This window comes from Massilia sp. ZL223, assembly GCF_018119395.1.
Taxonomy (GTDB): Bacteria; Pseudomonadota; Gammaproteobacteria; order Burkholderiales; family Burkholderiaceae_D; genus Telluria.
In genome coordinates this window covers 68227-92894 of the sequence record NZ_JAGPWD010000023.1, presented here as the reverse complement: position 1 = coordinate 92894, position 24668 = coordinate 68227, and the positions used below count along the sequence as shown (strand labels likewise).

Sequence of the window (24668 nt, the reverse complement as noted above, 5' to 3'; positions counted from 1 at the left end):
CCCCCCCCACCCCCCCCCCCCCCGCCCGCGGCGGGCCCGACGGTCTTGAGGTTAAAGGTAGAAATGTAAGTTGGGAAACGCTAACCGAGCCAATCGCGCAAGGCCGCCTCACCGGCCGCGCTGAACGCCATCACCCGCGTCTGCGGCAGCCGCCGCGCCCAGCCCAGCTGTTCGCAGCGATCCAGGATCGCGCCGCCGAGCAGCCCGGCCAGATGATGGCGCCGCTCGCTCCAATCCAGGCAGGTGCGGCAAACCGGCCGCCGTCCTTTGCTTAACGCTCCCGATTCAATCCCGAGTTCGGCGGCCATGCGTTCTCCCGTTTCCGTTAGCACGATACCGTCCGCCCCGATCCCGAATGCGCCCCGCGCCGCCAGCCGTTCATAGACCAACACCCCCAGCTCCCCCGCCAGGTGGTCGTAGCACACCCGCGCCTTGCGCAAGGCGGGTTCGCGCGGCCCCGGCTGGAGCGGCAGCGAGCCGACGCCAAAGGCCACGCCCATCAGCGACTCCAGCATCTGCGCCACGTCGGCGCCTGCGATGCGGAAGTAGCGGTGCCGCCCCTGGGCCTCGACCTCCAGCAAGCCGGCATCGACCAGCTTGGCCAGGTGGGTACTGATGGTCTGGCGCGTGACGCCGGCCGCATCGGCCAGCTCGGTCGCGGTGAGCGCCTTCCCGGCCATGAGCAGGTTGAGCACCTGGGCCCTGGCGTGGTCACCGATCAAGGCGGCGATGGCAGTGATGTTTGGTCCGTCTCTCATGCTTCGATCTTAGCCGAAGCATCGCGCAGGGGCCAAGGGCTACAGTAGTGCCTCCAGAACACAAGGAGTCCACATGACCATCACCTGCTTCATCCGCTACCAGATCGATCCCTTCCAGAAGGAGCAATTCCGCGTGTATGCCGAAAACTGGGGCCGCGTCATTCCGCGCTGCGGCGGCGACCTGCTCGGCTACTTCCTGCCGCACGAAGGCACCAACGACGAGGCATGGGGACTGATCGCCTTCGACAGCCTGGCCGCCTACGAGGCCTACCGCGCCCGCCTGAGGACGGACGAGGAAGCGCGCGCCAACTTCGCCATGGCCCAGGAGCAGCGCTTCATCCTGCGCGAACAGCGCACCTTCACCGAGGTGGTCGACAACACCCTGCGCCCGGGAGGCTGGCGTGATCGCGGTCATATTTGAGGTCGAGCCGGAAGCGGCGCAGCGCCAGGCCTACCTCGACATCGCGGCGCGCCTGAAGGCGCAGCTGGAAACCATCGACGGCTTCATTTCGATCGAGCGTTTCGAATCGCTGTCGCGGCCGGGCAGGATCCTGTCGCTGTCGTTCTGGCGCGACGAGGAAGCGGTCAAGCGCTGGCGCACGCTGGACGCGCACCGCGAAGCCCAGGCGGCAGGGCGAGGCGGGATATTCCGCGACTACCGGCTACGCGTGGCCGCTGTACTGCGCGACTACGGCCTGCACGAGCGCGACGAGGCGCCGCCGGATTCACGGACGGCACATCCGTAGGGTGGACCGGGGCGCGCAGCCGGCTTTGCCGTCCACGCGGTGATAGTTTGCGGCGAGATCATCAAGGACGACATCGGAGCCTGTTGCGATCACCGCGTGGACGGGAAACCCGTCCACCCTACGCTGCGCCGTGGTCAGCGGAAGCGCCGCTCACCGCGGAAGCGCCCGATGGCGGCGTTCACCATCGCCTCCACGCTGCCGTCGCGCTCGTAATAGCGCCGCAGCAGCGAGGCGTCAGTACCTTCCCTGGCCGCCGCGGCGAGGTGCTGGAGCGCATCCATGCTGCCCAGCACCTCCGCATGCGGCACCATCTTTTCCAGGGTCGCCAGGATGTCCTCGCGCAGCGAGACGTTCTCGTAGCTCTTGGGCAGCGTGACCGTCCCTTCCAGCCCGAAGCGGCAGGCCTGGAAGCGGTTGTAGTTGTAGACGAGGTAATCGTCCTCCACCGGCGCCTCCTCGCCGCGCGCTAGCAGGTGGCGGCACAGCGCCTGCAGGTAGCCGGCCAGCGCGGCGGCGCGCTCCACCGTGAGCGGCGTGTCGCACACGCGCAGCTCGATGGTTCCGTATTCGGGCTTGGGCCGCAGGTCCCAGTAGAAGTCCTTCATGCTCTTGATGATCTTCGTCCGCTCCATCTTGGCGAAGAAGACCTCGTTGAACTCCTGCCAGGACAGCATGAAGGGCGCGCGTCCGCTCATCGGGAAGGCGAACACGGAATTCAGGCGCGCCGAGTCGAAGCCGCTGTCGTGCCCCTGCACGAAGGGCGAGGAGCTTGAGAGGGCGATGAAGTGAGGAATGTAGCGCCCCAGCGCATGCAGCAGGAACAGCGCATCGTCGCCGCTGGCGCAGCCGATGTGCACGTGCTGGCCGAACACGGTGAACTGCTTCGCCAGGTAGCCGTACAGCTGCGACAGGTATTCGTAGCGCGGCTTGGCCGAAATGCGCCGTTCCGACCAGTGCTGGAAGGGATGGGTGCCGCCGCCGGCGATGCCGATGTTGAGGGTGTCGCTTGCCGCCACCAGGGTGTCGCGGATCTCGATCAGTTCGGCCAGCAGCGGCCCGTAGGCGGTTTGCACGCTCGAGTTAATCTCGATCATGCTCTCGGTGATCTCGGGCGTCACGTTGCCCGGGAAGGGCTTGCGGTTCAGCAGGTGCAGCAGGTCGGGGCTGGCCGCGGTCAGGTCGAAATCCGACAAGCTGACCAGCTGCAGTTCCAGCTCGACCCCGAAGGTCAGCGGCTGGGAGGCGGCAAAGGCTTCAAGCGGCATGGTTGGGCTCCGGTGCTTCGCGCGCCCAGAACAGCGCGCGCTGGATGATGATCGGGCCGAAGACTTCGAGCAGCATGGTCACCCCCGCCATCGCCCGCAATTCCTCCACCACCGTCACGCCCGCATGGCGCGCATGCTCGAGCAGCAGGATCACGAACACCGACAGCGGCGCCAGGCCCAGGCCCGTGAGCGCGCCCTTGCGCCAGGAAATGCCGGACAAATGCGCGAAGGCGGTCACGCCGACGGTCTTGGTGAGCATGCGCACCAGCACCACGGCCACGGCGAGCGTGCTGCCTTCCATCACGGTGCGCCAGTTCAGGGTCGAGGCGGCGTAGAGGAACAGCAGCACGGTCAGGAGTTCGCCCAGCGGGCCGAAGTTGCGCTGCGCCTGGCTGAAGGCGATGCGGCGGTGGCGCGCGGCCAGGCCGAAGGCCAGCGAAGCGACCACCGGCGACAGGGAGGCGACGTCGCAAATCGCGACGACCAGCACCACCGCCAGCGCGAAGGCGACGGTGGCGTCGTGGCCCGGGTTGCGGATCGCGCGCAGCAGGGCTGGCACCACGATGCCGAACAACGCGCCGACCAGGATCGAACCGGCCAGCATCACGGTGCTCTGCCACAGCGCTTCCGGCACCGCTTCGTAGGTGCGGAAGATCCAGTAGCCGACGATGGCGTTGAAGGCGAACACCGCCAGCACGCAGTTCTGGGCCGACAGGTGCAGCACGCGCTCGGTCATCTGGCCCGAGCTGCGCTGTTCGTTGACGATGCGGACCACGGTGGCGGGCGAGGTGCCCATCGCCAGCGCGGCCATCATCAAGGCCGTCATCTCGGCGCTGCCGAAGGCGATGGCGACCAGGTAGACGGCGATGAAGGTCAGCCCGGCTTCCGCCAGCCCGGCCACGCCCACCCAGGGATTGATGCGCAGCCAGCGCAGGTTGATGCGGTAGCCGAGTTCGAACAGGATCAGGCCGAAGGCGATGTCCGCCAGCAGCGAGATGGCGCCCGCGTCCGGCATCGGCAGCACGCCGATCTGCGGATGGGCCAGCGCGAAGCCGACCAGGCCATAGAAGCTGATGCGCGGCAGGCCGGTCCAGCGCTGCCCGAATTCGCCGGCCAGCCAGGCGAGCGCCATGGCGAGCGGCCACGCAAGACTTGTCAACACGGACAGCAGGTCAGGCATTGGCATCCCCCGAATAAGGTTTTGCCAATTTTACAAGGAAGCCTGCGCGCACGATTGCGCGTAGGAGTGCTCTTATTTGCTGAGCAGTCTCATGGCCCGCTCCAGGCCTTCGAGGGTGATCGGGAACATCCGGTTATTCATGATCTGGCGGATCACGGCGATCGACTGGCGGTACTGCCACAGGTTCTCCGGCTCCGGGTTCAGCCAGGCGAACTTGGGGAAGGCATTGGTGAAGCGCGCCAGCCAGGCCGCGCCGGCTTCCTCGTTGTTGTACTCGACCGAACCGCCCGGCGCCAGCACCTCGTAAGGGCTCATGGTGGCGTCGCCCACAAAAATCACGCGGGTATCGGACGGATACTTGCGCAGCACGTCCCAGGTCGGGAAGCGCTCGCTGTGGCGGCGCCGGTTGTTCTTCCACAGGTAGTCGTAGACACAGTTGTGGAAGTAATAGAACTCCATGTTCTTGAACTCGTTCTTCGACGCCGAGAACAGTTCCTCCACGCGCTCGATGTGGTCGTCCATCGAGCCGCCGACATCCAGCAGCATCACCACCTTGATGCGGTTCTTGCGCTCGGGCTGCATGCGGATGTCGAGGTAGCCCGCGTTGCTGGCGGTGGCGCGGATGGTGTCGTCCAGCGCCAGCTCGTCGGCCGCCCCGGTGCGCGCGAAGCGGCGCAGGCGCCGCAGGGCCACCTTGATGTTGCGCGTGCCGAGCTCGCGCTCGTCGTCGTAGTCGCGGTAGCTGCGCTGCTCCCACACCTTCACCGCCGTGCGGTTGCGTCCCTGGCCGCCGATGCGGATGCCTTCCGGATTGGTGCCGCCGTTGCCGAAGGGCGAGGTGCCGCCGGTGCCGATCCACTTGTTGCCGCCTTCGTGACGCCCTTTTTGCTCCTTCAGCAGTTCTTCGAGGCGCTGCTGCAGCTTGTCGTAGCCGAGCTTTTCCAGCTGGGCCTTCTGCTCGGGCGTCAGCTCGCGCTCGAAGCGCTTGAGCAGCCAGTCGAGCGGAATCTCGGCCTTCTCGTCGAACACCGCGTTCACGCCCTTGAAGTAGGCGCCGAAAGCGCGGTCGAATTTGTCGAAGTGGGCCTCGTCCTTCACCAGCGTCAGGCGCGCGAGGAAATAGAACTCGTCGAGCGAGGGCGCGATGACCTGCTCTTGCATGGCCTCGAGCATGGTCAGGAATTCCTTGATCGTGACCGGCACCTTGGCGTCGCGCAGGGCGTAGAAGAAATCGATCAGCATGTGCTTACCTCGCGTGGCGCGCCAGCCTCTCGTGCAGGTAGGACTTGATCGCCGGCCACTCCGCGCGCACGACGCTGTACATGACGGTGTCGCGCACCGTGCCGTCGCGCCGCATGTGGTGGTGGCGCAGCACGCCGTCCTTCTTGGCGCCCAGGCGCTCGATGGCAGCCTGGGAGGCGAAGTTCTCGCAGTCGGTGCGCCAGCCCACCACGCCGCAGCCGAGGGTGTCGAAGGCGTGCGACATCAGCAGCAGCTTGCAGCTGGTGTTGACGTGGGTGCGCTGCACCCGCTTGGCGTACCAGGTGTAGCCGATCTCGACCCGGCCGATATCCGGCACGATGTCGTGGTAGCTGGTGGTGCCCAGCACCGTGCTTGATGCGGCATCGATGACGGCGAAGGCCAGGCGGTTGCGCGTGTCGAGCGCGGTGGCGATGTACTGCTCGGTGTCGTGCGGTTCCGGCACGCTGGTGACGCGCAGCTTCCACAGTTCGCCGTCGCTGGCGGCGGCGCGCAAGGCTTCGGCGTGGTGCATCGCCAGCGGTTCCAGGCGGACGCCGTTGAATTCCAGGGTGACCGGGGTCACGCGGATCATCGGTTGGTCCTCGACATGTAGACCAGGCGCTCGAACAGGTGCACGTCCTGCTCGTTCTTCAGCAGGGCGCCGGCCAAAGGCGGCACCACGGCTTTCGCATCCTGGCTGCGCAGGGCCTCGGCCGGGATGTCCTCGGCCAGCAGCAGCTTGAGCCAGTCGAGGAATTCCGAGGTCGAGGGTTTCTTCTTGATGCCGGCGACCTCGCGCAGCTCGTAGAAGCTCTGCAGCGCCGCGGCCAGCAGGTCCTGCTTGAGGGTCGGGAAGTGGACCTTGACGATGTCGGCCATCGTCTCGCGGTCCGGGAATTTAATGTAGTGGAAGAAGCAGCGGCGCAGGAAGGCGTCCGGCAGTTCCTTCTCGTTGTTCGAGGTGATGATCACCAGCGGGCGGTGCCTGGCCACGACCATTTCGCGGGTCTCGTAGACATAGAACTCCATGCGGTCCAGTTCGCGCAGCAGGTCGTTCGGGAACTCGATGTCGGCCTTGTCGATCTCGTCGATCAGCAGCACCACCGGCTCCGGCGCGGTGAAGGCCTGCCACAGCACGCCCTTGACGATGTAGTTGTGGATGTCGCGCACGCGCTCGTCGCCCAGCTGCGAATCGCGCAGGCGCGAGACGGCGTCGTATTCGTACAGGCCCTGCTGCGCCTTGGTGGTCGACTTCACGTGCCACTGCAGCAGCGGCATGTCGAGCGCGGCCGCCACTTCCTCGGCCAGCATGGTCTTGCCGGTGCCGGGTTCGCCCTTGATCAGGAGGGGACGGCCGAGGGTGAGCGCGGCGTTGACGGCCAGTTTCAGGTCAGCGGTGGCGACGTAGTTGTCGCTGCCTTCGAAGCGTTGGGAAGCTTGCATCGCGGGTGACAAATGAGAATGAAATGACATCGAGTATATGCCAGAACGGACCCCGTTACCCTACGCACGGTTTGTAGACTGGTGCCAACTCTTCAGATAGAATCGACAGGTTGGTGGACCATTTGCTAACTTTTTGTGCGTTTGCGGTATTCGAATTACAACTAACGAGCCACACCATGAAAAACTTTGTAGCAGTATTGGTACTGGCCGCGTGCGCCAGCGCCGCGGCAGCAGCGGACGTCGTCGGAGACCCGAAGTCCGCACGCAGCAAAATCGAAATGTGCATCGGCTGCCACGGTATCCCCGGCGGCTACAAGACCGCTTTCCCCGAGGTGTACCAGGTTCCGAAGATCGGCGGCCAGTCCGCCAAGTACATCGAATCCGCCCTGAAGGCCTACCGCAAGGGCGACCGCAAGCATCCCTCGATGACCGGCATCGCCTCGTCCATGAGCGACCAGGACATCGCCGACGTGGCGGCCTACTACGCCCAGCAGACCGAAGCCACCAAGCGATAAGGACAGCCATGAAAAAACTGATTTCCGCGCTGATCGTTGGCGCCTTCTGCATGAGCGCCGCATCGGCGGCCGACGTCGCCAAGGGCGAGAACCTGGTCAAGAAGTACAACTGCGCCGCCTGCCATGGCGCCGACTACAACAAGCCGATCGACCCGACCTATCCGAAGCTGGCCGGCCAGCATGCGGACTACCTGGCCCACGCCCTGCGCGCCTACAAGCGCGGCAACGGCACCAACGGCCGCGTCAACCCGATCATGGCGGCCCAGGTGCAGCCGCTGTCGAACCAGGACATGGCCGACATCGGCGCCTACCTGGCCAGCCTGCCGTCGCAGCTCGTCACGAGCAAATAAGCCGGCTGTTCCGGCTGCGGCACTGCGAACCCCTCCACCGGAGGGGTTTGTCGTTTTTACGCTCCATTCATTCGGGATAAGCCCATGACGCGCCTGCCTTCGATCCATCTCCTCGTCGTGGCGGTGCTGGCCGCCTTCGCCGCCCTGGCCTTTTTCACGCCGGTACAGGTGGCCGAAACCCTCTTCACGCTGGACCGCAAGCTGTCGGGACTCGAGCGCAAGGAGCTGGTGCTGCCCGGTGGTGAGCGCATCGTCTACCTGGAGGGCGGGAAGGGCGAACCCCTGTTGCTGCTGCACGGATTCCGTGGCAACAAGGACCACTTCACGCGCACGGCGCGTTCCCTCACGGGGCATTACCGGGTGATCGTGCCCGACCTGCTGGGCTTCGGCGAATCCGGTCATCCGCCGGGAGCCGACTACACGCCGGCGGCGCACGCGCGCAGGATGCATGCGTTCTTGCGGCAGCTTGGCGTCGATGCCGCGCACCTGGGCGGCAGCTCGATGGGCGGGCAGATCGCGCTGCACTATGCCGCGCTGTATCCGGAACAGACGCGCAGCCTGTGGCTGCTGGCGCCGAACGGCGTGCCGGGGGCCGAGCCGGGCGAAGTGGCCAGGAGCGTCGCGGCGGGCGGGCGCAATGTGCTGATGGCCAAAAACGAGGAGGAGTTCGCGGAGCTGTTCGAGGTGGTGATGGCGGATCCGCCTTTCATGCCGGGCTTCGTCAGGAATGTGATCGCGCAGGAATCGCTGCGCTATCAGGCGCTGCATGAGCGGATCTTCGTGGACGTCAACCGCAGCCCGGCGCCGGGCGCCGTGAAGGCGCCGGCGCTGATCGTGTGGGGAGCGCAGGACCGCGTGCTGCACGTGTCGGGGGCCGCGGCGCTCGCGCGCTCGATGCCGCAGGCGAAGGTGATCGTCATGCCGGGGGTGGGACATTTGCCGATGCTGGAGCGGGACCGGCAGGTGGCGGAAGATTATCTGGCGTTTCGGAAGGCGTTGGGCTGGTAACATACGGGCCCTTTGCTGCGGACGGTATTGGTTTGCGTAAATACAGCCAGCTCTTGCGCGCACCGAATCACCTGGAGTCCCCGTGTTATCCCCCACCCACCTCAAAACCAACCTGCTCAGCGGCCTCACCGTCGCCCTGGCCCTGGTCCCCGAAGCCATCGCCTTCGCCCTGGTCGCCCACGTCTCGCCGCTCACCGGCCTGTATGCCGCCGTGCTGGTCGCCCTGATCACCTCCGCCTTCGGCGGCCGCCCCGGCATGATCTCCGCCGCCGCCGGCTCGCTGGCGGTGGTCATGACCGCGCTGGTGGTCCGGCATGGCCCCCAATACCTGTTCGCCGCCGTGGTCCTGATGGGCGTGCTGCAGCTGCTGTTCGCCGCCGCCCGCCTGGGCAAGTTCATCCGCATGGTGCCGCATCCGGTCATGCTCGGCTTCGTCAACGGCCTGGCGCTGGTGATCTTCATCGCCCAGTTCGGCCACTTCAAGACTCCCGGCCCGGACGGCGCGCCTCAGTGGATGGAAGGCGCCGCGCTGGCGACCATGCTCGGCGTGGTGGCCGTGACCATGGCCGTGATCTACCTGACGCCGCGCATCACCAAGGCCGTGCCGGCCACCCTGGTCGGCATCCTGGCCGCTACCGCCGGCTGCGCGCTGCTCGGCATCGAGACCAAGACCGTGGGCGACCTCGGCTCGATCGCCGGCGGCCTGCCGTCCTTCGCGCTGCCCGAGGTGCCGTTCACGCTCGAGACCTTGCGCATCGTCTTCCCCTACGCGCTGGTGATGGCCGGCGTCGGCCTGATCGAATCGCTGCTGACCCTGACCCTGATCGACGAGATCACCGATACCCGCGGCCAGCCGAACCGCGAATGCCTGGCGCTGGGCGCGTCCAATGTGGTCACCGGGCTGTTCGGCGGTATGGGCGGATGCGCCCTGATCGGCCAGAGCATGATCAACGTGAACAGCGGCGCCACGGGGCGCCTGTCGGGCATCGCCGCCTCGCTGTTCCTGCTGTCCTTCATCCTGGTAGGTTCGAGCTGGATCGAGCGGATCCCGCTGGCGGCCCTGATCGGCGTGATGTTCGTGGTGTGCGAAAAGACCTTCGAGTGGGGCACCTTCCGCCTGTTCGGCAAGGTGCCGCGCGCGGATGCGCTGGTGATCGTGCTGGTGGCCGGCGTCACCCTGGCCTTTGACCTCGCGGTGGCGGTGCTGGCCGGAGTGATCGTCTCGGCCCTGGTGTTCGCCTGGCAGCATGCCAGGCAGGTGAGGGCGGGCGCCTTCGTCGACGCGCAGGGATGGAAAGTCTATGAGCTGGAGGGCACGCTGTTCTTCGCGTCGGTGAGCAACTTCCAGCAGCTGTTCACGCCCAGGGACGATCCCGAGGATGTGGTGATCGAATTCCGCCGCGCGCGCGTGGCCGACCATTCGGCCATCCAGGCCATCGACGCGCTGGCGGAGCGCTACCGCCAGCTGGGCAAGCGCCTGCACCTGCGCCACCTGAGCCCGGACTGCCGGGAACTGCTGGACAAGGCGCGGGACATGGTCGAGGTCAACGTGCTGGAGGATCCGCGCTACCACGTCGCGGACAATAAGCTGGGCTGAACGACATCAGGCGAAGGCGCGCCGGCGCACGCACTCGATGTAGCTCTCGGTGTCCGGGGGGACGCCGTTGCGCTGCGAAGCCCAGATCATCTCGCCCAAGCATTCCATGATCTCGTGGTGGGCGTCGTGCTCGCCGCGCCTGGCCACCAGGGCGTCGTGCGCGGCCTTGATGCCGCGCGGCTGGTCGATCGAGACCTGCTCGACGATGGACAGGTGCATCGACAGGTGCAGGAAGGGATTCGGCTTGCCGCCTTCGACCGAATAGTCGCGCGCGATGGCCGCCTCGATGTCCTCGAGCTCCTCGTGGTATTCGGGATGCTGGGCGATCCAATCGGCCGCGATCGCGTCCATCGGGGTCAGGATCTCGCCGTTGCGGTGCTTGCGCAGGGCTTCGCAGAAAAAGCGGCGCACGTCGTGCGAGGACGGTGTGAACATGGCTGGGGGAGTGTAAAAAGACGGGAAGCCGGCATTGTAGCGCGATGGCGCGCCGGCTGCCGGCTCCTCCCTCCCGATTCAGCTGAGCGTAAGGAAGGGCATCCGGAGATTCCGAGCGGAATCCCAGAGAAGAAGGGGAATGAAGCGGTGTTGCCTGCCTCACTCCCGATCATGCGGCGCGCGCATGAATGACTGTTGGCGCCTAATTACTTGTCCGGCGCCAACACCAGCGAGTCCGGCGCTGCCGGCCCCGCCGCGGCAGCCGCCATGGCAGGCTGCTGCTGGGACGGTTTGGCGCCCCCCTGGCCCCGGCCGTGCGGCTGGCGCAGGTAGCGCGCCGAATGGCGGCGCTCGCCATGGCCACCCTTCGGCCAGGTGATAAAACGCGACAATTCCTGCAGCGCGCGCTGGTAGACGTCGCGCTTGAATTCGATCACCACGTCCAGCGGCACCCAGTAGTCATGCCAGCGCCAGGCGTCGAATTCGGGGTGGTCGGTCAGGCGCAGGTTCACGTCGTTGTCGCGCGCTACCATGCGCAACAAGAACCAGATCTGCTTCTGGCCGCGGTAGTGCCCCCGAATCTCGCGCTTGATGAAGTGGTCGGGCACTTCGTAGCGCAGCCAGTCGCGGGTGCGGCCAATGATCTTTACATGTTCCTGGCGCAAGCCGATTTCTTCCTCCAGCTCGCGGTACATCGCCTGTTCCGGCGTCTCGCCGTATTTGATACCCCCTTGCGGAAATTGCCACGAGTGCTCGCGCACCCGCTTGCCCCACCACACCTCGTTGTTGGCGTTCAGCAGGATGATGCCGACGTTGGGGCGAAACCCTTCACGATCGAGCATAAGTGCACCTCGAAACTTTCTGCCGGCGGTACGATCCTTATATTTTTACCTACAAATACAGCGCCCTTGGAAGGGCCCGCACCGCTTGCGCGGCAGGCGCTGCCTGTCTCGAACCCATTTGTAGAAAGTTTGGACGCATCAGCCGGCTAATCCTTTAAAATTAAGGTCGATTATAACTCTCTCTTTTTAAAAAGAATTCACCGATATGCGCGCCTCACGATTTTTTATTTCAACTCTTAAAGAAGCGCCTTCCGATGCTGAGATCGTCAGTCACCAGCTGATGATGCGCGCCGGGATGATCAAGCGCCTGGGCTCCGGTATTTACACCTACATGCCGATGGGCCTGCGCATCATCCGCAAGGTCGAAAATATCATCCGCGAGGAAATGAACCGTGCAGGTGCGATCGAACTGCTGATGCCGGTCGTCCAGCCGGCCGAACTGTGGCAGGAAACCGGCCGCTGGGACAAGATGGGTCCGGAACTGATGCGCGTCAAAGACCGTCACGGCCGCGACTACGCCATCCAGCCGACTTCGGAAGAAGTGGTCACCGACGTGGTGCGTAGCGAGCTGAAGTCCTACCGCCAGCTGCCGATCAACTTCTACCACATCCAGACCAAGTTCCGCGACGAGCGCCGTCCGCGCTTCGGCCTGATGCGCGGCCGCGAGTTCACGATGAAGGACGCCTATTCCTTCGACCGCGACGTCGCCGGCATGCAGGTGTCCTACCAGACCATGTTCGACGCCTACACCAGGATCTTCAACCGCTTTGGCCTGAAGTTCCGCGCGGTGGCGGCCGACAACGGCGCCATCGGCGGCACCGGCTCGCATGAATTCCACGTCATCGCCAGCACCGGCGAAGACGCGCTGGTTTACTGCCCGACCTCCGATTTCGCGGCCAACATCGAGGCCGCCGAAGCGCTGGCCCTGGGCGAACGCGGCGTGGCCGCCCAGCAGCTGACCAAGACCTCGACCCCGGGCAAGACCAAGTGCGAAGCCGTGGCCGAGCTGCTGAACATCCCGCTCCAGCACCACGTCAAGAGCATCGCCCTGACCGTCGAGAACGAAGGCAAGAAGGAATACTGGCTGCTGCTGCTGCGCGCCGACCACGAGCTGAATGAGATCAAGGTCACCAAGGTTGCGGGCCTGAAGGACTTCCGCTTCTCGACCGAAGCCGAGATCCAGGAAGCCTACGGCACCGTGCCGGGCTACCTGGGCCCGATCAACACCAAGCTGCCGGTCAAGGTCGTGGCCGACCGCACCGTCGCCAACATGGGCGACTTCGTGTGCGGCGCCAACGAGGCGGACTACCACTACACCGGCGCCAATTGGGGCCGCGACGTGGCCGAGCCGATCGTGGCCGACCTGCGCAACGTGGTCGAAGGCGACGCTTCGCCGGACGGCAAGGGCGTGCTGGCGATCGAGCGCGGCATCGAAGTGGGCCACGTGTTCCAGCTCGGCACCGCCTACTCGGAAGCGATGGGCGCGACCTACCTGGACGAAGGCGGCAAGCCGGTGGCGCTGCAGATGGGCTGCTACGGCATCGGCGTGACCCGCATCCTGGGCGCGGCGATCGAGCAGAACTTCGACGACAAGGGGATTGTCTGGCCGGACGCCATCGCTCCCTTCGAGCTGGTGCTGTGCCCGATGGGCCTGGACCGCAGCGAGATGGTCAAGGAGCAGACCGAGAAGCTGTACGCCGAACTGCAGGCGGCCGGCGTGGACGTGATCGTCGACGACCGCGGCCTGCGTCCGGGCGCGATGTTCGCGGACTGGGAGCTGATCGGCGTGCCGCACCGCGTGGTGATCGGCGAGCGCGGCCTCAAGGAAGGCAACCTGGAATACCAGGGCCGCCGCGATGCGGAAGCGACCAGTGTGGCCGTCGGCGACATGGTCGGCTTCATCAAGGACAAGCTGGGCAAGTGATGCTTGTTCGTCCTGCCTCCTGGCTGGGAGGCGTGCTGCTCGCAGCCGGGCTCGTGCTCGGCGGGGCGGCGCACGCCGGTAACCAGAAAGAGGAGGCGATGGCCGACTCGGTGCGCCTGGCGCTGGCCAATGCCATCGCCGACGCCCGTCCTCCCAAGCCGGTGCTGCGCACCGAGGCGGCGCGCCAGCGTTACCAGCAGTGGTTCGACGAGATGTCGCGGCGTCTGGCCAAGCGCATCCCGGACGCATTCTCGCGCACCGAATTCCTCGAAACGGTGTGGTACGAGTCGACCCGCGCCGGGCTCGATCCGGCCATGGTGCTGGGGCTGATCCAGGTGGAGTCGGCCTACCGCAAGTACGCCATCTCGATCGCGGGGGCGCGCGGCTACATGCAGGTGATGCCGTTCTGGACCAGGGTGATCGGCGATGGGGACCGGCGCAAGCTGTTCCACATGCAGACCAACCTGCGTTACGGCTGCTCGATCCTGCGCATGTACATCGACATGGAGAAAGGCGATCTTTACTTCGCGCTGGGGAGGTATAACGGCAGCCGGGGGAAGCCGCAGTATCCGAATGCGGTGTTTGCGGCGTGGAAGAAGTGGGAATTCAAGCCCACTCTTTGAACAGCCGTTAGCCTTGTTCTCCCGTTACCCTCAAGACCGTCGTTCCGGCGCAGGCCGGAACCCAAGTTCGTTGCGCTCCACTCGCGTTTGAGGTTTGTGGCGGCGCACGCAAACTTGGGTTCCGGCCTTCGCCGGAACGACGGTTTTTAGGGTAACGATTGAAATGAGGGTGGCAGCCGCCCTCTATACAAACCCGCAACATATCATCCCGCCATCCCCACCGTGCACAGTGTAGACTCACCGCTTTCTCCCGTGAGGCACCCATGCGACCGACCACTCTCGCCACCGCCGCCCTGCTGGCCCTCCTTGCCGGCTGCGCAGCCACCCCGCCCGCCGCGCCGACGCTGCAGGCCGGCACCCAGCCCACCGAACGCGCCAGGAACGTCGTCTTCTTCCTCGGCGACGGCATGGGCATCAACACCCTGACCGCGGCCCGCATCTATTCCGTCGGCGAAGACGGCGAGCTGGCCATCGACACGCTGCCCGAATCGGCCTTCGTAAAGACCTTCTCCAACAACGCCCAGGTCACCGACAGCGCCGCCTCGATGGCGGCCTACATGACCGGCGTGAAGCAGAACAACGGCGTGATCTCGATGTCCACCGACACCATCTCGGTCTCGCCCGGCCCTGACGCCAACGGCAACAACCTGGTCAGCCGCTGCACCACCGGCAGCCGGGTCGACACCCTGCTGGAACTGGCCAGGCGCCGCGGCATGGCGCTCGGCGTGGTCACCACCACCAGCGTCACCGACGCCACCCCGGCCTCCACCTACGCCCACGCCTGCCACCGCAAGCTGGAGACCGACATCGCGGCCTCGCTGGTGCCGGGCGGCGCCGGCTACAACGGGGCGCTCGGCGCGCGCGGGCTGGACGTGGTGTTCGGCGGCGGCGCGCAGTTCTTCACGCCTTTCGCGGCCGGCGGCAAGCGCGCCGACAACCGCGACCTGCTGGGCGAACTGAGCGCCCAGGGCTTCCGCGTCGCGCGCGACACCGCGCAGTTCAACGCCCTGAGCCCGGGCCAGCCGGTCATCGGCCTGTTCGCCCAGAACCACCTGGACTACCACGAGGCGCGCAACCCGATGGTCCAGCCCGGCCTGCCCGACATGACGCGCAAGGCCATCGACATGCTGGCCCCGAGCCCGAACGGCTTCTTCCTGATGGTCGAGGGCGGCCTGATCGACCATGCGCTGCACGCCACCCTGGCCAAGCGCGCGCTGCAGGAAACCGTGGTCTACAACGCCGCGCTGCAGGCGGCCATCGACCGCATGCAGGCCATCGATCCGGGCCTGAAGAACACGCTCATCGTCGCCACCGCCGACCATGACCACACCCTGCTCCTGAACGGCTACACCGCCCGCACCGGCAAGACCACGCCGGGCAACCCCGGCGTGCTGGGACTGGTGCGCGGCCTGGACGGCAAGCCGAAGCTGGACAAGGACGGCATGCCCTACACGATCATCGGCTTCGGCACCGGCGAGAACCGCTACGCCGGCAACCGCGCCAAGCAGGGACCGCTGACCGACGACATCGTCACGCGCGACGACTATCACCAGGAAGCCGTGGTCCGCACCAACAAGGGCGCGGAGACCCATGGCGGCGCCGACGTCTACCTGGGCGCCGTGGGCGCCGGGTCCGAACTGTTCCGCGGGACCATCGACAACACCCGCGTGTTCAGCCTGATCAAGACCGCGGCCGGTCTGTAAGCCTCGAGGAGCCATCATGACATTCCGACGATTCTCTCCGCTGCTGGCCGCCTGCACCCTGGCCGCCGCCAATGCTAGCGCCGCGCCGCAGGCCAAGAACATCATCTTCTTCCTCGGCGACGGCATGGGCCCGACCACCATCACCGCCGCGCGCATCTACAAAGGCGGCGAGGACAGCCTGCTCAACTTCGAGCGGCTGGAGCGCACCGCGCGCATCAAGACCTATTCCAACGACTTCCAGACCACCGACAGCGCGCCCTCGATGGGTTCGTACATGACCGGCATCAAGATCAACAACGACGTGATCTCGATGAAGGACGCGCGCGCCATCGACCCGTCCAGCGACGGCGTCGACCAATGCGGCGCGGGCAATGGCGCGGCCGCGCCGACCATCCTGGAACTGGCCAAGGCGCGCGGCAAGGCTGTCGGCGCGGTCACGACCACCGAACTGACCCACGCCACGCCCGCCTCGACCTTCTCGCACGTGTGCCACCGCGACGCCGTGTACACCATCGCGCAGCAGATCGTGCCGGGCGGCGCCGGCTACAACGCGGCGCTTGGCGACGGCGTGGACGTGCTGATGGGAGGAGGGCGCGACCACTTCACGCCGCGCGGCGCCGGCAATCCGAAGGGCCGTCCGGACGGGCGCGACCTGATGAAGGAGTTCGCGGCACAGGGCTACTTCGTCGCCAACACGCGCGCGGACATGATGTCGGCGCGCCCTGGCCGCAAGTTCGTGGGCGTCTACAGCGCCACCAGCCACCTCGACTACGCGCGCGCGCGCCGGCCGGAGCAGCCGACCCTGGCCGAGATGACCACCAAGGCAATCGAGCTGCTGTCGAAAGACCCGGACGGCTTCTTCCTGATGGTCGAAGGCGGCAAGATCGACCACGCGCTGCACGACACGCGCGCCAAGGATGCGCTGGCCGAGACCGTGGCCTTCGACGAAGCGATCCAGACCGCGCTGGAGCGCATGCGCGCCATCGATCCGGGGCTGGAGAACACCCTGATCGTGGTGACGGCGGACCACGATCACACGATGGTCATGAGCGGCTATCCGAAGCGCGGCAACCCGGTGCACGACGTGCTGCGCGATTACGCGAGCGGCCAGCCGAAGAAGGATGCGGACGGGAAGACCTTCACTACGCTGCTGTTCGGGAATGGACCGAACCGGCCGGATGTCCGGGCCGACGTGGACAGCGCGACGGTGCTGAGCGACAGCTACCACCAGGAAGCCGGCGTGCGCGCGGAGTGGGAATCGCACGGGGGCGGGGATGTGAAGCTGTATGCGGTTGGGGCGGGGTCGGCGCCGTTCAAGGGGACGATCGAGAATACGAAGGTGTTTCACTTGATGAAGGCGGCGGCGGGGTTGTAGGTCGCGGCGGTGCATGCAAACTTGGGTCCCCGCCTGCGCGGGGATGACGTTTTAAAGGACGTGGCCAGTTAACGCCGCCGTAGTCCGCACCTTTTGTACGTCATCCCCGCGAAGGCGGGGACCCAAGTTCCACACCGCAGCCACTAGCTAACAAAACACCCCCAAAAAAACAAAAGGCCCCGGCATCAACCGGGGCCTTTTTGCTCGGGCCAGTGCTGGACAGCCAGCCAGCGATTACTTCAGGTGATCCGAGATCAGCTTGGTCATCTCGAACATCGAGACCTGCGCCTTGCCGCCAAAGACAGCCTTCAGCTTGTCGTCGGCGTTGATCATGCGGCGGTTCGATGCGTCCTGCAGGTCCTTGGACTTGATGTAGTCCCAGACTTTCTTGGTGACTTCGGTGCGTGGCAGCGGCTTGTCGCCCACGACGGCGGCCAGGGTGGACGACGGAGTCATCTCTTTCATGAAAGCGGCGTTCGGCTTACGTGCCGCGGCCGGCTTGGCGGCGGTTGCTGCTTTTGCTGGTGCTGCCTTCTTTGCTGCGGGCTTGGCCGCTGCAGCTGGCTTGGCAGCGGCTTTCTTGGCTGGCGCTGCAGTGGATTTTTTGGCTGTTGCCATCTTCGAGCCTCCTAAAACGGACACATTGGAAAGTTGCGCAATTTAACGCACGGCTTATATTGGTGGCGTTTTACTGTTCATGCAAGTCTTTTTCGACATTTTTTCACTCTGAAACGCTCCGAAATGCGTGCCATCGCACCTACGAACGCATTTAAAGCGGAAAGCGCTGACAATGGACGTAAAAAAACCGTGTACAGCCAGCGCGGTACACGGTTACTTCGACGGTTACTTTGATGCGATTAAAGGCTTAACGCAGGCCGGGCATCATGCCTTTCATCCCGCGCATCATCTTCATCAGGCCGCCACCTTTGAGCTTCTTCATCATGGTCTGCATCTGATCGTACTGGGTCAGCATGCGGTTCACTTCCTGCACCTGCACGCCCGCGCCCGCCGCGATGCGGCGCTTGCGGTTGGCCTTGATCAGCTCCGGCTTGGCGCGCTCGGCCGGCGTCATCGAGTCGATGATGCCGACCATGCGGCGCACCTGCTTCTCGGCCTGGTCCATGTTGGCGCCCGCCGCGGCTTGCTGGAACTGGGCCGGCAGCTTGTCGAGCAGGCCGGACATGCCGCCCATTTTCTTCATCTGGGTCAGCTGGGCCTTGAAGTCGTTCATGTCGAAACGGCCGCCGACCTTGATCTTGTTGGCCAGTTCGGCCGCGGCTTCGGCGTCCACGCCCTTGCGCGCTTCTTCCACCAGCGCCAGGATGTCGCCCATGCCCAGCACGCGGTTGGCCATGCGCGCCGGATCGAAGGCTTCCAGGCCGTCCAGCTTTTCGGACACGCCGGCGAACTTGATCGGCTTGCCGGTCACGTGGCGCACCGACAGCGCCGCGCCGCCGCGCGAGTCGCCATCGAGCTTGGTCAGCACGATGCCGGTCAGCGGCAGGGCGTCGTTGAATGCCTTGGCGGTGTTGATCGCATCCTGGCCCAGCATGGCGTCGACCACGAACAGGGTCTCGACCGGCTTGACGGCGGTGTGCACCGCGGCGATCTCCTGCATCATCGCTTCGTCGATGCCCAGGCGGCCGGCGGTGTCGATGATCAGGACGTCGTGGTAGTGCTTCTTGGCCCAGTCCAGCGCATTGCGGGCGATGTCGACCGGCTTGTCGCTGGCGGTGGTCGGGAAGAAGTCGGCGCCGACCTGCTTGGTGACGGACTCCAGCTGGGCGATCGCGGCCGGACGGTAGACGTCGGCCGACACGGTCAGCACCTTCTTCTTTTTCTGCTCTTTCAGGTACTTGGCCAGCTTGCCGACGGTGGTGGTCTTACCGACACCCTGCAGGCCGGCCATCAGGATGATCGCCGGCGGCTGCTGGGCGAAGGAGAGCTGGGTGGCGTCCGGTCCGAGGTCGGCGCCCATCAGGGCGGCCAGCTCGCGCTGCACCACGCCGACCAGCGCCTGGCCGGGGCTGAGCGAACCGATGACTTCTTCGCCCAGCGCTTTTTCCTTCACTTTGGCGATGAATTCGCGCACCGCCGGCAGCGCCACGTCCGCCTCGAGCAGGGCCATGCGCACTTCGCGCAGCATCTCGGCAGTGTTCGCCTCGGTCAGGCGAGCCTCGCCGCGCATCGTCTTGACGACCTTGGCAAGGCGTTGGGTCAGATTATCTAGCATGGTTACCTAATATATATAAGGCGAGTTGAGTCAAACCTCCATTTTACCTTGCGCAGGCTCCGCCGTTCGCCTCCAGGGCCGGCAAGAGCACAAATTTTCAGCAATTCCCGGGTTTGTTGTCTCAACGCAAGTTTCCAAGTCCTCCTCTCATGCACCCTCATGTTTCCACTGAGCATTTGAAGTTGAATGGAGGATAGGCATGAGCAAGGTGTTTCGCAAAGCCCTCGTGGCACTCTCCCTGCTGGCGGCCAGCCAGGTCCAGGCCCAGGACGTGGTACGGCTCGGGAACCTCAAGCTGGCGCATTTCGGCGCCGTCTCGTACATCAAGGAAATCGCTCCGAGCTGCGGCATCAAGGTCGAGGAAAGGGTCTTCCCCAAAGGACTGGACGTGATGCAGGCCATCATCGCCGGCGAGCTCGATGTCGGCGGCACCGCCTCGGAAGCGGCGATCCAGGGCCGGGCCGGCGGCGCGCCCGTGCTGGTGGTGGCCGGCTTCGCCAAGGGCGGCGCGCGCCTGGTGGCGCGGCCCGAGCTGAACATCAGGAACGTGCTCCAGCTGAAGGGCAAGCGGGTCGGCGTGACGCGCGGCGCGATCCAGGAAGTGCTCCTGATGGCCGAACTGGCCCGCTACGGCCTGAAGGCGGACGCCGCACCGGGCGAGGACGTGCAGCTGGTCTACCTGTCCTACCCGGACCTGAACCAGGCGCTGCTCGGCAAGCAGATCGACGCCATGATGCAGTCCGAACCGCAGTCCTCGCAGGCGATCAACAAGGGTTTCGGCGTGGAGGTGCTCAAGCCCTACGGCACCCTGATCGGCGAGCCGGTGCGCACCCTGGTGATGACCGAGAAGTTCTACCGCGAGCGCCGTCCGCTGGCCGAGAAGTTCATGCGCTGCTTCGTCCAGGCCACCCAGACCTTCATCGACCATCCGGACAAGGCCGAGAAGTACGTGCGCGAGACGATCTTCAAGAACCAGATTTCATCGGAGGACTTCCGGGATGCGATCGCCAATTCGCCGTACTCGCTCGACATCACGGCGCCGCACATCCAGGTGACGACCGACATCATGGTCAAGACCGGCGTAGGGCGCATGGCCAGGCCGCCGGTGGCGGCCGACTGGGTGAAGCTGGACTTGCTGGCTGCGGCCAAGAGGAGCCTGCATGTCGATTGAACGCCGCCGCCGCGTGCGGACACCAGCGCGCAACTGGCGCGAGGTCTCCGTCGGCCTGGTCGCCCCGCTGCTGGCCATCGCCCTCTGGCATGCGGTGACGCAGGCGGGCCTGGTGAACCCGCAGGTGCTGCCGGCGCCGCTGGAGGTGGCGCGCAAGTGGATCGCCTACCTGCTTCCGCTCGACGCCTATGATGGACATGGCGGCCAGGCCGGCTGGCTGGCCTGGGCGCTGTCGGGCGAACTGGTGGTCGATACCGCCAATAGCCTGTATCGGGTGGTGGTCGGTTTCGCCATCGGCGCCGGCCTGGCGCTGTCGCTCGGGCTGGCGATGGGCGCGAGCAGCGCCGTCTACGCCTGGATGAATCCCCTGGTCCAGCTGCTGCGGCCGATTCCGCCGATCGCCTACATCCCGCTGGCCATTCTGTGGTTCGGACTGGGCAACCCGCCGGCCGTGTTCCTGATCGCGATCGGGGCCTTCTTTCCGGTCCTGATGAACACCATCGCCGGGGTGCGCCAGGTGGACGGCATCTACCTGCGCGCCGCGCGCAACCTGGGCGCGGGCGGCGTCACCATGTTCGTGCGCGTGATCCTGCCGGCGGCCGTGCCCTACATCCTGTCGGGCGTACGCATCGGCATCGGCACCGCCTTCATCGTCGTCATCGTCGCCGAGATGATCGCGGTGAACAGCGGGCTGGGTTTCCGCATCCTGGAGGCGCGCGAGTACTTCTGGTCCGACAAGATCATCGCCGGGATGATCAGCATCGGCCTGCTCGGCCTGGCGATCGACGTGGGCATGGACCGCTTGAACAAACACTTGCTGCGCTGGCACCGCGGCCTGGAGCACTGACATGGACGCACCGCATATCCGCATCGACGCCGTGAACAAGGTCTTCGCCAGCGATGGCCGAGAGATCAATGCGCTGAAGGACATCCATCTCGAGATCCCGCGCGGGCAGTTCACCTGCCTGCTGGGGCCTTCCGGCTGCGGCAAGTCGACCCTGCTGAACGCGGTCGCCGGCTTCGCCCCGCCCAGCAGCGGCGCGATCACGGTGGACGGCGCGCCGGTGGCCGCGCCCGGACCGGAGCGCGGCATGGTGTTCCAGGAATACGCGCTCTTTCCCTGGATGACGGTGGCCCAGAACATCGGCTTCGGCCTGGAGATCCGGGGCATGCCCAAGGCCCAGGTAGCGGAGACCGTGGAGCGGCTGCTGACGATGCTGTCGCTGATGGACTTCCGCCAGCGCTATCCCAAGGAACTGTCGGGCGGCATGCGCCAGCGGGTGGCGATCGCGCGCGTGCTGGCGCTGGATTCGCCGATCATGCTGATGGACGAGCCCTTTGGCGCGCTGGATGCGCTCACCCGGCGCAACCTGCAGGACGAGCTGCTGCGCATCTGGGCCGAGCTCGGGAAGACGATCCTGTTCGTGACTCACAGCATCGAGGAGGCGATCTACCTGGCCGACCGGATCGTCGTGATGACCTACCGCCCGGGCACGGTGAAGCGCGACCTGCTGGTGGGCCTGCCGCGCATGCGCGACCCGGCCGCGCCCGAGTTCAACGCCCTCAAGCGCGAGCTGGGGATGCTGGTCATGGAAGAGCAGCAGCGGCATCATCATGACGAGCTGAAGATGGCCGCCGTCGACTGAGGGCTTCGCTCACATCCCCCTGAAGCGCGCCTGATAGCGCTGGCTGACCGGCAGGCGCGTGCTCATGCCACGCAGCTGCAGCCACATGGCGCCGTCCTCGTCGCGCCGTACCGAGGCGATGCGCTTGACGTTGACCAGGTGGCTGCGGTGGATCTGCCAGAAGCCGCTCGGCTCCAGGGTCTCGGCCAGTTCGCGCAGCGGCGTGCGGATATGCGCTTCCAGCTGGTCGGTCACCACGCGCGTGTATTTCAGCTCCGAACTGAAGTACGCCACGTCCGCCAGGTCGATGAAATGGATGGTGCTGCCCACCGAGGCCTGGATCCAGGACGGCGCTGTGGTGCGCGGGTTCAGGGCCTGCAAGGCGCGGCCGAGGTCGGGCGGCGGCAGGTGCAGGCGGCCCCGCAGGCGCTCGATGGCGCGCGCCAGCCGTGCAGGATCGATGGGCTTGAGCACGTAGTCGAGCGCGCCCTCGTCGAAAGCCGCCAGCGCATGTTCTTCGTGGGCGGTGACGAAAACCACGTGGGTGCGGTGGCTGAAGGTGCGCGCCACCTCGAGGCCGGACAGGCCGGGCATGCGGATATCCAGGAACGCCGCGTCCGGGCCAGTCGCGTGGGCCAGGCGGATCGCTTCGATGCCGTCGCCGGCCATCGCCACGACCTGCGCTTCCGGCCACAGCCGGCCCAGGGCTTCGGCCAGGTCGGCCCGCAGCAGGGGCTCGTCATCGGCGATGAGGATGCGGGGAGCGTTCATGGCTGCCCCGCGGATGGCGCGGCGCGCGCCGGCAGCACGAGTTCGGCGCGCGTGAGCTGGTCGGGGCCGCGTTCCAGGCTCAGGCCGGCCGCGTCGCCGTACAGGGCGTGCAAGCGCTCGCGGGCATTGCGCAGGCCGACCCCATAGCCGACCGCGCCGCGCGCGCCCGGACCGGGACCGTCGTCGGACACCGTCAGCCGCAGCCGACCGCGTTCGCGCACCGCCTTGACGCCAACCGTCACCGTTCCCGGCGTCGGCTCGACGCCGTGGCGCACGGCGTTCTCGACCAGCGAGATCAGCAGCAGCGGCGGCATCTCGGCGTCGCGCGCGTCGTCGGCTACCTCGATCGTGTAGCGCAGGCGCTCGCCGAAGCGGATCGCCATCAGGGCCAGGTAGTGGCCCGCCAGCGCGCACTCCCGGCCCACGGTGCTGACGCGCGAGCGCATGTCCGGCAATGCCTGGTGCAGGTAGGCGATCAGGTGGTCCAGCATCTCCACGGCGCGCTCGGGCTGGTGGCGCGCCAGGTAGCGGGTGTTGGCCAGGGTGTTGTACAGGAAGTGGGGCTCGACCTGGGCCTGCAGCGCCTTCAGTTCCGCGCTCAGGGCGGACAGGCGCAGGGCCGCCACCTCGTCGCGATAGGCCTGGCGCTGCAGGATCGCCAGCGGCAGCGCCAGCACGCAGCACCACACCAGCAGGGCCAGGACCAGCATGTCGCGCCGTGCGAAGACGATCAGCTCGCGCGGCGTCAACCCATGCGCATGCACGGCGGCGGCGCCAAGGGCGCCAAGCGCCAGGGCCAGAAGCGCCCAGGCCCAGCACAGGGTCCAGTAACGGCGGCCGGGAGCGAAGCGCTGGGCCAGCCATCCCATGCACCATCCCGCGAGGACGGGCGCCAGCAGCGCCGCCATCAGCTTGGCCAGCAGGGGCGCAACCACGAACCAGGCCGCCACGGCCAGCGCGGCGGCACAGGCCAGGCCCGGCCAGGGAAAGCCGCGGTCGGCGCCCGTGACGCGCGACAAGACGGCGAGCGGGCCAGCCGGCGGGGCGGCCGCAGCGTCCGCTCCCTGCGAGGGACGGAACAGGAAAGCCAGCCGGCGCGCCGTCCTTGGATTCACTTGAACTCCTCGCCCGGCACGGCAGGGCGCAAGTCGCTGCGTTCGATATTCAGGCCGGGCAGCCCTGCCGGCGCGTCGCCCAGGACCTGGAGAGCGATGCCGTCCACCCTGGCGCTGCCCGGGCCCTTCAGTCCCACGCCGACATCGAGTTGCTTCACGCCAGCCGGCAAGCTGAGAGTGGATTCGTAGACGGTCCAGTCCTGGCTGAAGCGCATGCCCTGCAGGCTGGCGCCGCCGTCGAGGCCAATATAGATCTTTCCTTCCATCGGCTCGATATCCTGGAAGCGGACCCGCATCGACACGCGCACCCGCTTGCCGGCGTAGGCATCGGCCGGGATCCGCTGCGCCAGCCATGCGCTGCCATAAGGGTGGCTGGTGTCGGTCCGCATCAGGACCATCGCGCCCTTGCCCGAGGGGCTGTCGGCGGCGTCGACATCCGCATGGTAGAGCTTGGGGGCTTCGCCCCCGACCGACCACCCGTCGGGCAGCCCGGCGTTCGAGCTGGCGTTGAGGGTATAGGCGGCCAGGGCCAGGCCACAGGCGAACAGGACAGCAGTGGGTTTCATCGTTTTCTCCTTTGGGTAAGCGCGGTTGGAAGCCTTACTGTGAGAGAAAAAGGTGTGTGCGGGGGATGGCTGCGACGAACGCGGCAAAATCGCGCCTGGGCGAGGCGGCGGCGGAACGAAAGGGCGGGGGCGTCCATCCGGCGATGATACCCCAGCGCTGCGCGATACCGGGGGCTTGCCC

The 24668-nt window shown here is 66.3% G+C and carries 26 protein-coding genes; 13 read left to right on the top strand and 13 right to left on the bottom strand.

Annotated features, from left to right (window positions below):
- Positions 1-80: 80 nt before the first annotated feature.
- A complete protein-coding gene (locus KBW95_RS15210; protein WP_211528660.1) occupies positions 81-758 on the bottom strand; it encodes a helix-turn-helix transcriptional regulator in 678 nt (225 codons plus the stop codon).
- A 73-nt stretch (positions 759-831) separates the two neighbouring features.
- Here KBW95_RS15210 and KBW95_RS15205 point away from each other — a divergent pair, with 73 nt between their 5' ends.
- Positions 832-1179, top strand: coding sequence for an NIPSNAP family protein (locus KBW95_RS15205; RefSeq protein ID WP_211528659.1), 348 nt, complete (start codon positions 832-834; stop codon positions 1177-1179).
- Positions 1160-1504 carry an antibiotic biosynthesis monooxygenase gene (locus tag KBW95_RS15200; RefSeq protein ID WP_211528658.1) on the top strand — a complete coding sequence of 115 codons (345 nt, stop codon included), beginning with the start codon at positions 1160-1162 and terminating at the stop codon, positions 1502-1504. Before KBW95_RS15205 ends, KBW95_RS15200 begins: the two co-directional genes overlap by 20 nt.
- Before the next feature lie 134 nt (positions 1505-1638).
- On the opposite strand, the gene KBW95_RS15195 is transcribed toward KBW95_RS15200, so the two are convergent.
- The 5 genes from KBW95_RS15195 to KBW95_RS15175 all read right to left on the bottom strand — a co-directional run bounded on the left by KBW95_RS15195 (position 1639) and on the right by KBW95_RS15175 (position 6634).
- Entirely contained in the window at positions 1639-2769 is a 1131-nt protein-coding gene (locus KBW95_RS15195) for a YbdK family carboxylate-amine ligase (protein ID WP_211528657.1), read from the bottom strand.
- Positions 2759-3949 (bottom strand): cation:proton antiporter, encoded by a 1191-nt coding sequence (locus KBW95_RS15190; protein WP_211528656.1) that lies wholly within the window; start codon positions 3947-3949, stop codon positions 2759-2761. The genes KBW95_RS15195 and KBW95_RS15190 overlap by 11 nt, the downstream gene beginning before the upstream one ends.
- A gap of 72 nt (positions 3950-4021) precedes the next feature.
- The gene (locus KBW95_RS15185) at positions 4022-5191 is read right to left on the bottom strand and encodes a VWA domain-containing protein (RefSeq protein WP_211528655.1); all 1170 of its coding nucleotides are present in this window, start codon (positions 5189-5191) and stop codon (positions 4022-4024) included.
- Between the two features lie 4 nt (positions 5192-5195).
- Positions 5196-5783, bottom strand: a complete 588-nt coding sequence (locus KBW95_RS15180; protein WP_211524122.1) for a GNAT family N-acetyltransferase — start codon at positions 5781-5783, stop codon at positions 5196-5198.
- The gene (locus KBW95_RS15175) at positions 5780-6634 is read right to left on the bottom strand and encodes a MoxR family ATPase (protein ID WP_211524123.1); all 855 of its coding nucleotides are present in this window, start codon (positions 6632-6634) and stop codon (positions 5780-5782) included. Before KBW95_RS15175 ends, KBW95_RS15180 begins: the two co-directional genes overlap by 4 nt.
- A 176-nt stretch (positions 6635-6810) precedes the next feature.
- Between KBW95_RS15175 and KBW95_RS15170 the strand changes: the two genes are divergently transcribed.
- From KBW95_RS15170 to KBW95_RS15155, 4 genes are all read left to right on the top strand, one after another.
- Positions 6811-7149: a cytochrome c gene (locus KBW95_RS15170; RefSeq protein WP_211524124.1), complete on the top strand. Its 339-nt coding sequence runs from the start codon at positions 6811-6813 to the stop codon at positions 7147-7149.
- An 8-nt stretch (positions 7150-7157) separates the two neighbouring features.
- On the top strand, positions 7158-7499 hold the full coding sequence (locus KBW95_RS15165) for a cytochrome c (protein WP_211524125.1): 342 nt from the start codon (positions 7158-7160) through the stop codon (positions 7497-7499).
- 84 nt (positions 7500-7583) lie between these two features.
- Positions 7584-8507, top strand: coding sequence for an alpha/beta fold hydrolase (locus KBW95_RS15160; protein WP_211524126.1), 924 nt, complete (start codon positions 7584-7586; stop codon positions 8505-8507).
- Positions 8508-8589: 82 nt separating this feature from the next.
- Positions 8590-10104: a SulP family inorganic anion transporter gene (locus KBW95_RS15155; protein ID WP_211528654.1), complete on the top strand. Its 1515-nt coding sequence runs from the start codon at positions 8590-8592 to the stop codon at positions 10102-10104.
- A gap of 6 nt (positions 10105-10110) precedes the next feature.
- On the opposite strand, the gene KBW95_RS15150 is transcribed toward KBW95_RS15155, so the two are convergent.
- On the bottom strand, positions 10111-10539 hold the full coding sequence (locus KBW95_RS15150; RefSeq protein ID WP_211524128.1) for a DUF1841 family protein: 429 nt from the start codon (positions 10537-10539) through the stop codon (positions 10111-10113).
- 206 nt (positions 10540-10745) lie between these two features.
- Entirely contained in the window at positions 10746-11381 is a 636-nt protein-coding gene (locus KBW95_RS15145; RefSeq protein ID WP_211524129.1) for an RNA pyrophosphohydrolase, read from the bottom strand.
- A 205-nt stretch (positions 11382-11586) separates the two neighbouring features.
- On the opposite strand from KBW95_RS15145, the gene KBW95_RS15140 reads away from it, so the two are divergent.
- The 4 genes from KBW95_RS15140 (at position 11587) to KBW95_RS15125 (ending at position 17006) form a co-directional block, all read left to right on the top strand.
- Positions 11587-13305 (top strand): proline--tRNA ligase, encoded by a 1719-nt coding sequence (locus KBW95_RS15140; protein WP_211528653.1) that lies wholly within the window; start codon positions 11587-11589, stop codon positions 13303-13305.
- Positions 13305-13928: a lytic transglycosylase domain-containing protein gene (locus KBW95_RS15135; RefSeq protein ID WP_211528652.1), complete on the top strand. Its 624-nt coding sequence runs from the start codon at positions 13305-13307 to the stop codon at positions 13926-13928. Before KBW95_RS15140 ends, KBW95_RS15135 begins: the two co-directional genes overlap by 1 nt.
- A 263-nt stretch (positions 13929-14191) precedes the next feature.
- Complete coding sequence (locus KBW95_RS15130; protein ID WP_211528651.1) at positions 14192-15631, top strand: alkaline phosphatase; 1440 nt, start codon at positions 14192-14194, stop codon at positions 15629-15631.
- A gap of 16 nt (positions 15632-15647) precedes the next feature.
- Positions 15648-17006 (top strand): alkaline phosphatase, encoded by a 1359-nt coding sequence (locus KBW95_RS15125; protein WP_211528650.1) that lies wholly within the window; start codon positions 15648-15650, stop codon positions 17004-17006.
- 234 nt (positions 17007-17240) lie between these two features.
- On the opposite strand, the gene KBW95_RS15120 is transcribed toward KBW95_RS15125, so the two are convergent.
- Complete coding sequence (locus tag KBW95_RS15120; protein WP_211524134.1) at positions 17241-17624, bottom strand: SWIB/MDM2 domain-containing protein; 384 nt, start codon at positions 17622-17624, stop codon at positions 17241-17243.
- 247 nt (positions 17625-17871) lie between these two features.
- On the bottom strand, positions 17872-19239 hold the full coding sequence (gene ffh / locus KBW95_RS15115) for a signal recognition particle protein (protein ID WP_211524135.1): 1368 nt from the start codon (positions 19237-19239) through the stop codon (positions 17872-17874).
- A gap of 199 nt (positions 19240-19438) precedes the next feature.
- Between ffh and KBW95_RS15110 the strand changes: the two genes are divergently transcribed.
- From KBW95_RS15110 to KBW95_RS15100, 3 genes are read left to right on the top strand one after another with little or no spacing between them, the layout of a single operon-like run.
- Positions 19439-20410 carry an ABC transporter substrate-binding protein gene (locus KBW95_RS15110; protein WP_211528649.1) on the top strand — a complete coding sequence of 324 codons (972 nt, stop codon included), beginning with the start codon at positions 19439-19441 and terminating at the stop codon, positions 20408-20410.
- Entirely contained in the window at positions 20400-21257 is an 858-nt protein-coding gene (locus KBW95_RS15105; protein WP_211528648.1) for an ABC transporter permease, read from the top strand. The genes KBW95_RS15110 and KBW95_RS15105 overlap by 11 nt, the downstream gene beginning before the upstream one ends.
- Before the next feature lies 1 nt (position 21258).
- Positions 21259-22056: an ABC transporter ATP-binding protein gene (locus KBW95_RS15100; protein ID WP_211528647.1), complete on the top strand. Its 798-nt coding sequence runs from the start codon at positions 21259-21261 to the stop codon at positions 22054-22056.
- Between the two features lie 9 nt (positions 22057-22065).
- Here the strand turns inward: KBW95_RS15100 and KBW95_RS15095 are convergent, their stop codons facing one another.
- Genes KBW95_RS15095 through KBW95_RS15085 form a run of 3 tightly spaced genes read right to left on the bottom strand, consistent with a single transcriptional unit; the run spans position 22066 to position 24487 of the window.
- Positions 22066-22806, bottom strand: a complete 741-nt coding sequence (locus KBW95_RS15095; protein WP_211528646.1) for a LytTR family DNA-binding domain-containing protein — start codon at positions 22804-22806, stop codon at positions 22066-22068.
- Complete coding sequence (locus tag KBW95_RS24875) at positions 22803-23921, bottom strand: histidine kinase (protein ID WP_211528645.1); 1119 nt, start codon at positions 23919-23921, stop codon at positions 22803-22805. Before KBW95_RS24875 ends, KBW95_RS15095 begins: the two co-directional genes overlap by 4 nt.
- Complete coding sequence (locus KBW95_RS15085) at positions 23918-24487, bottom strand: hypothetical protein (protein ID WP_211528644.1); 570 nt, start codon at positions 24485-24487, stop codon at positions 23918-23920. Before KBW95_RS15085 ends, KBW95_RS24875 begins: the two co-directional genes overlap by 4 nt.
- Positions 24488-24668 lie beyond the last annotated feature (181 nt).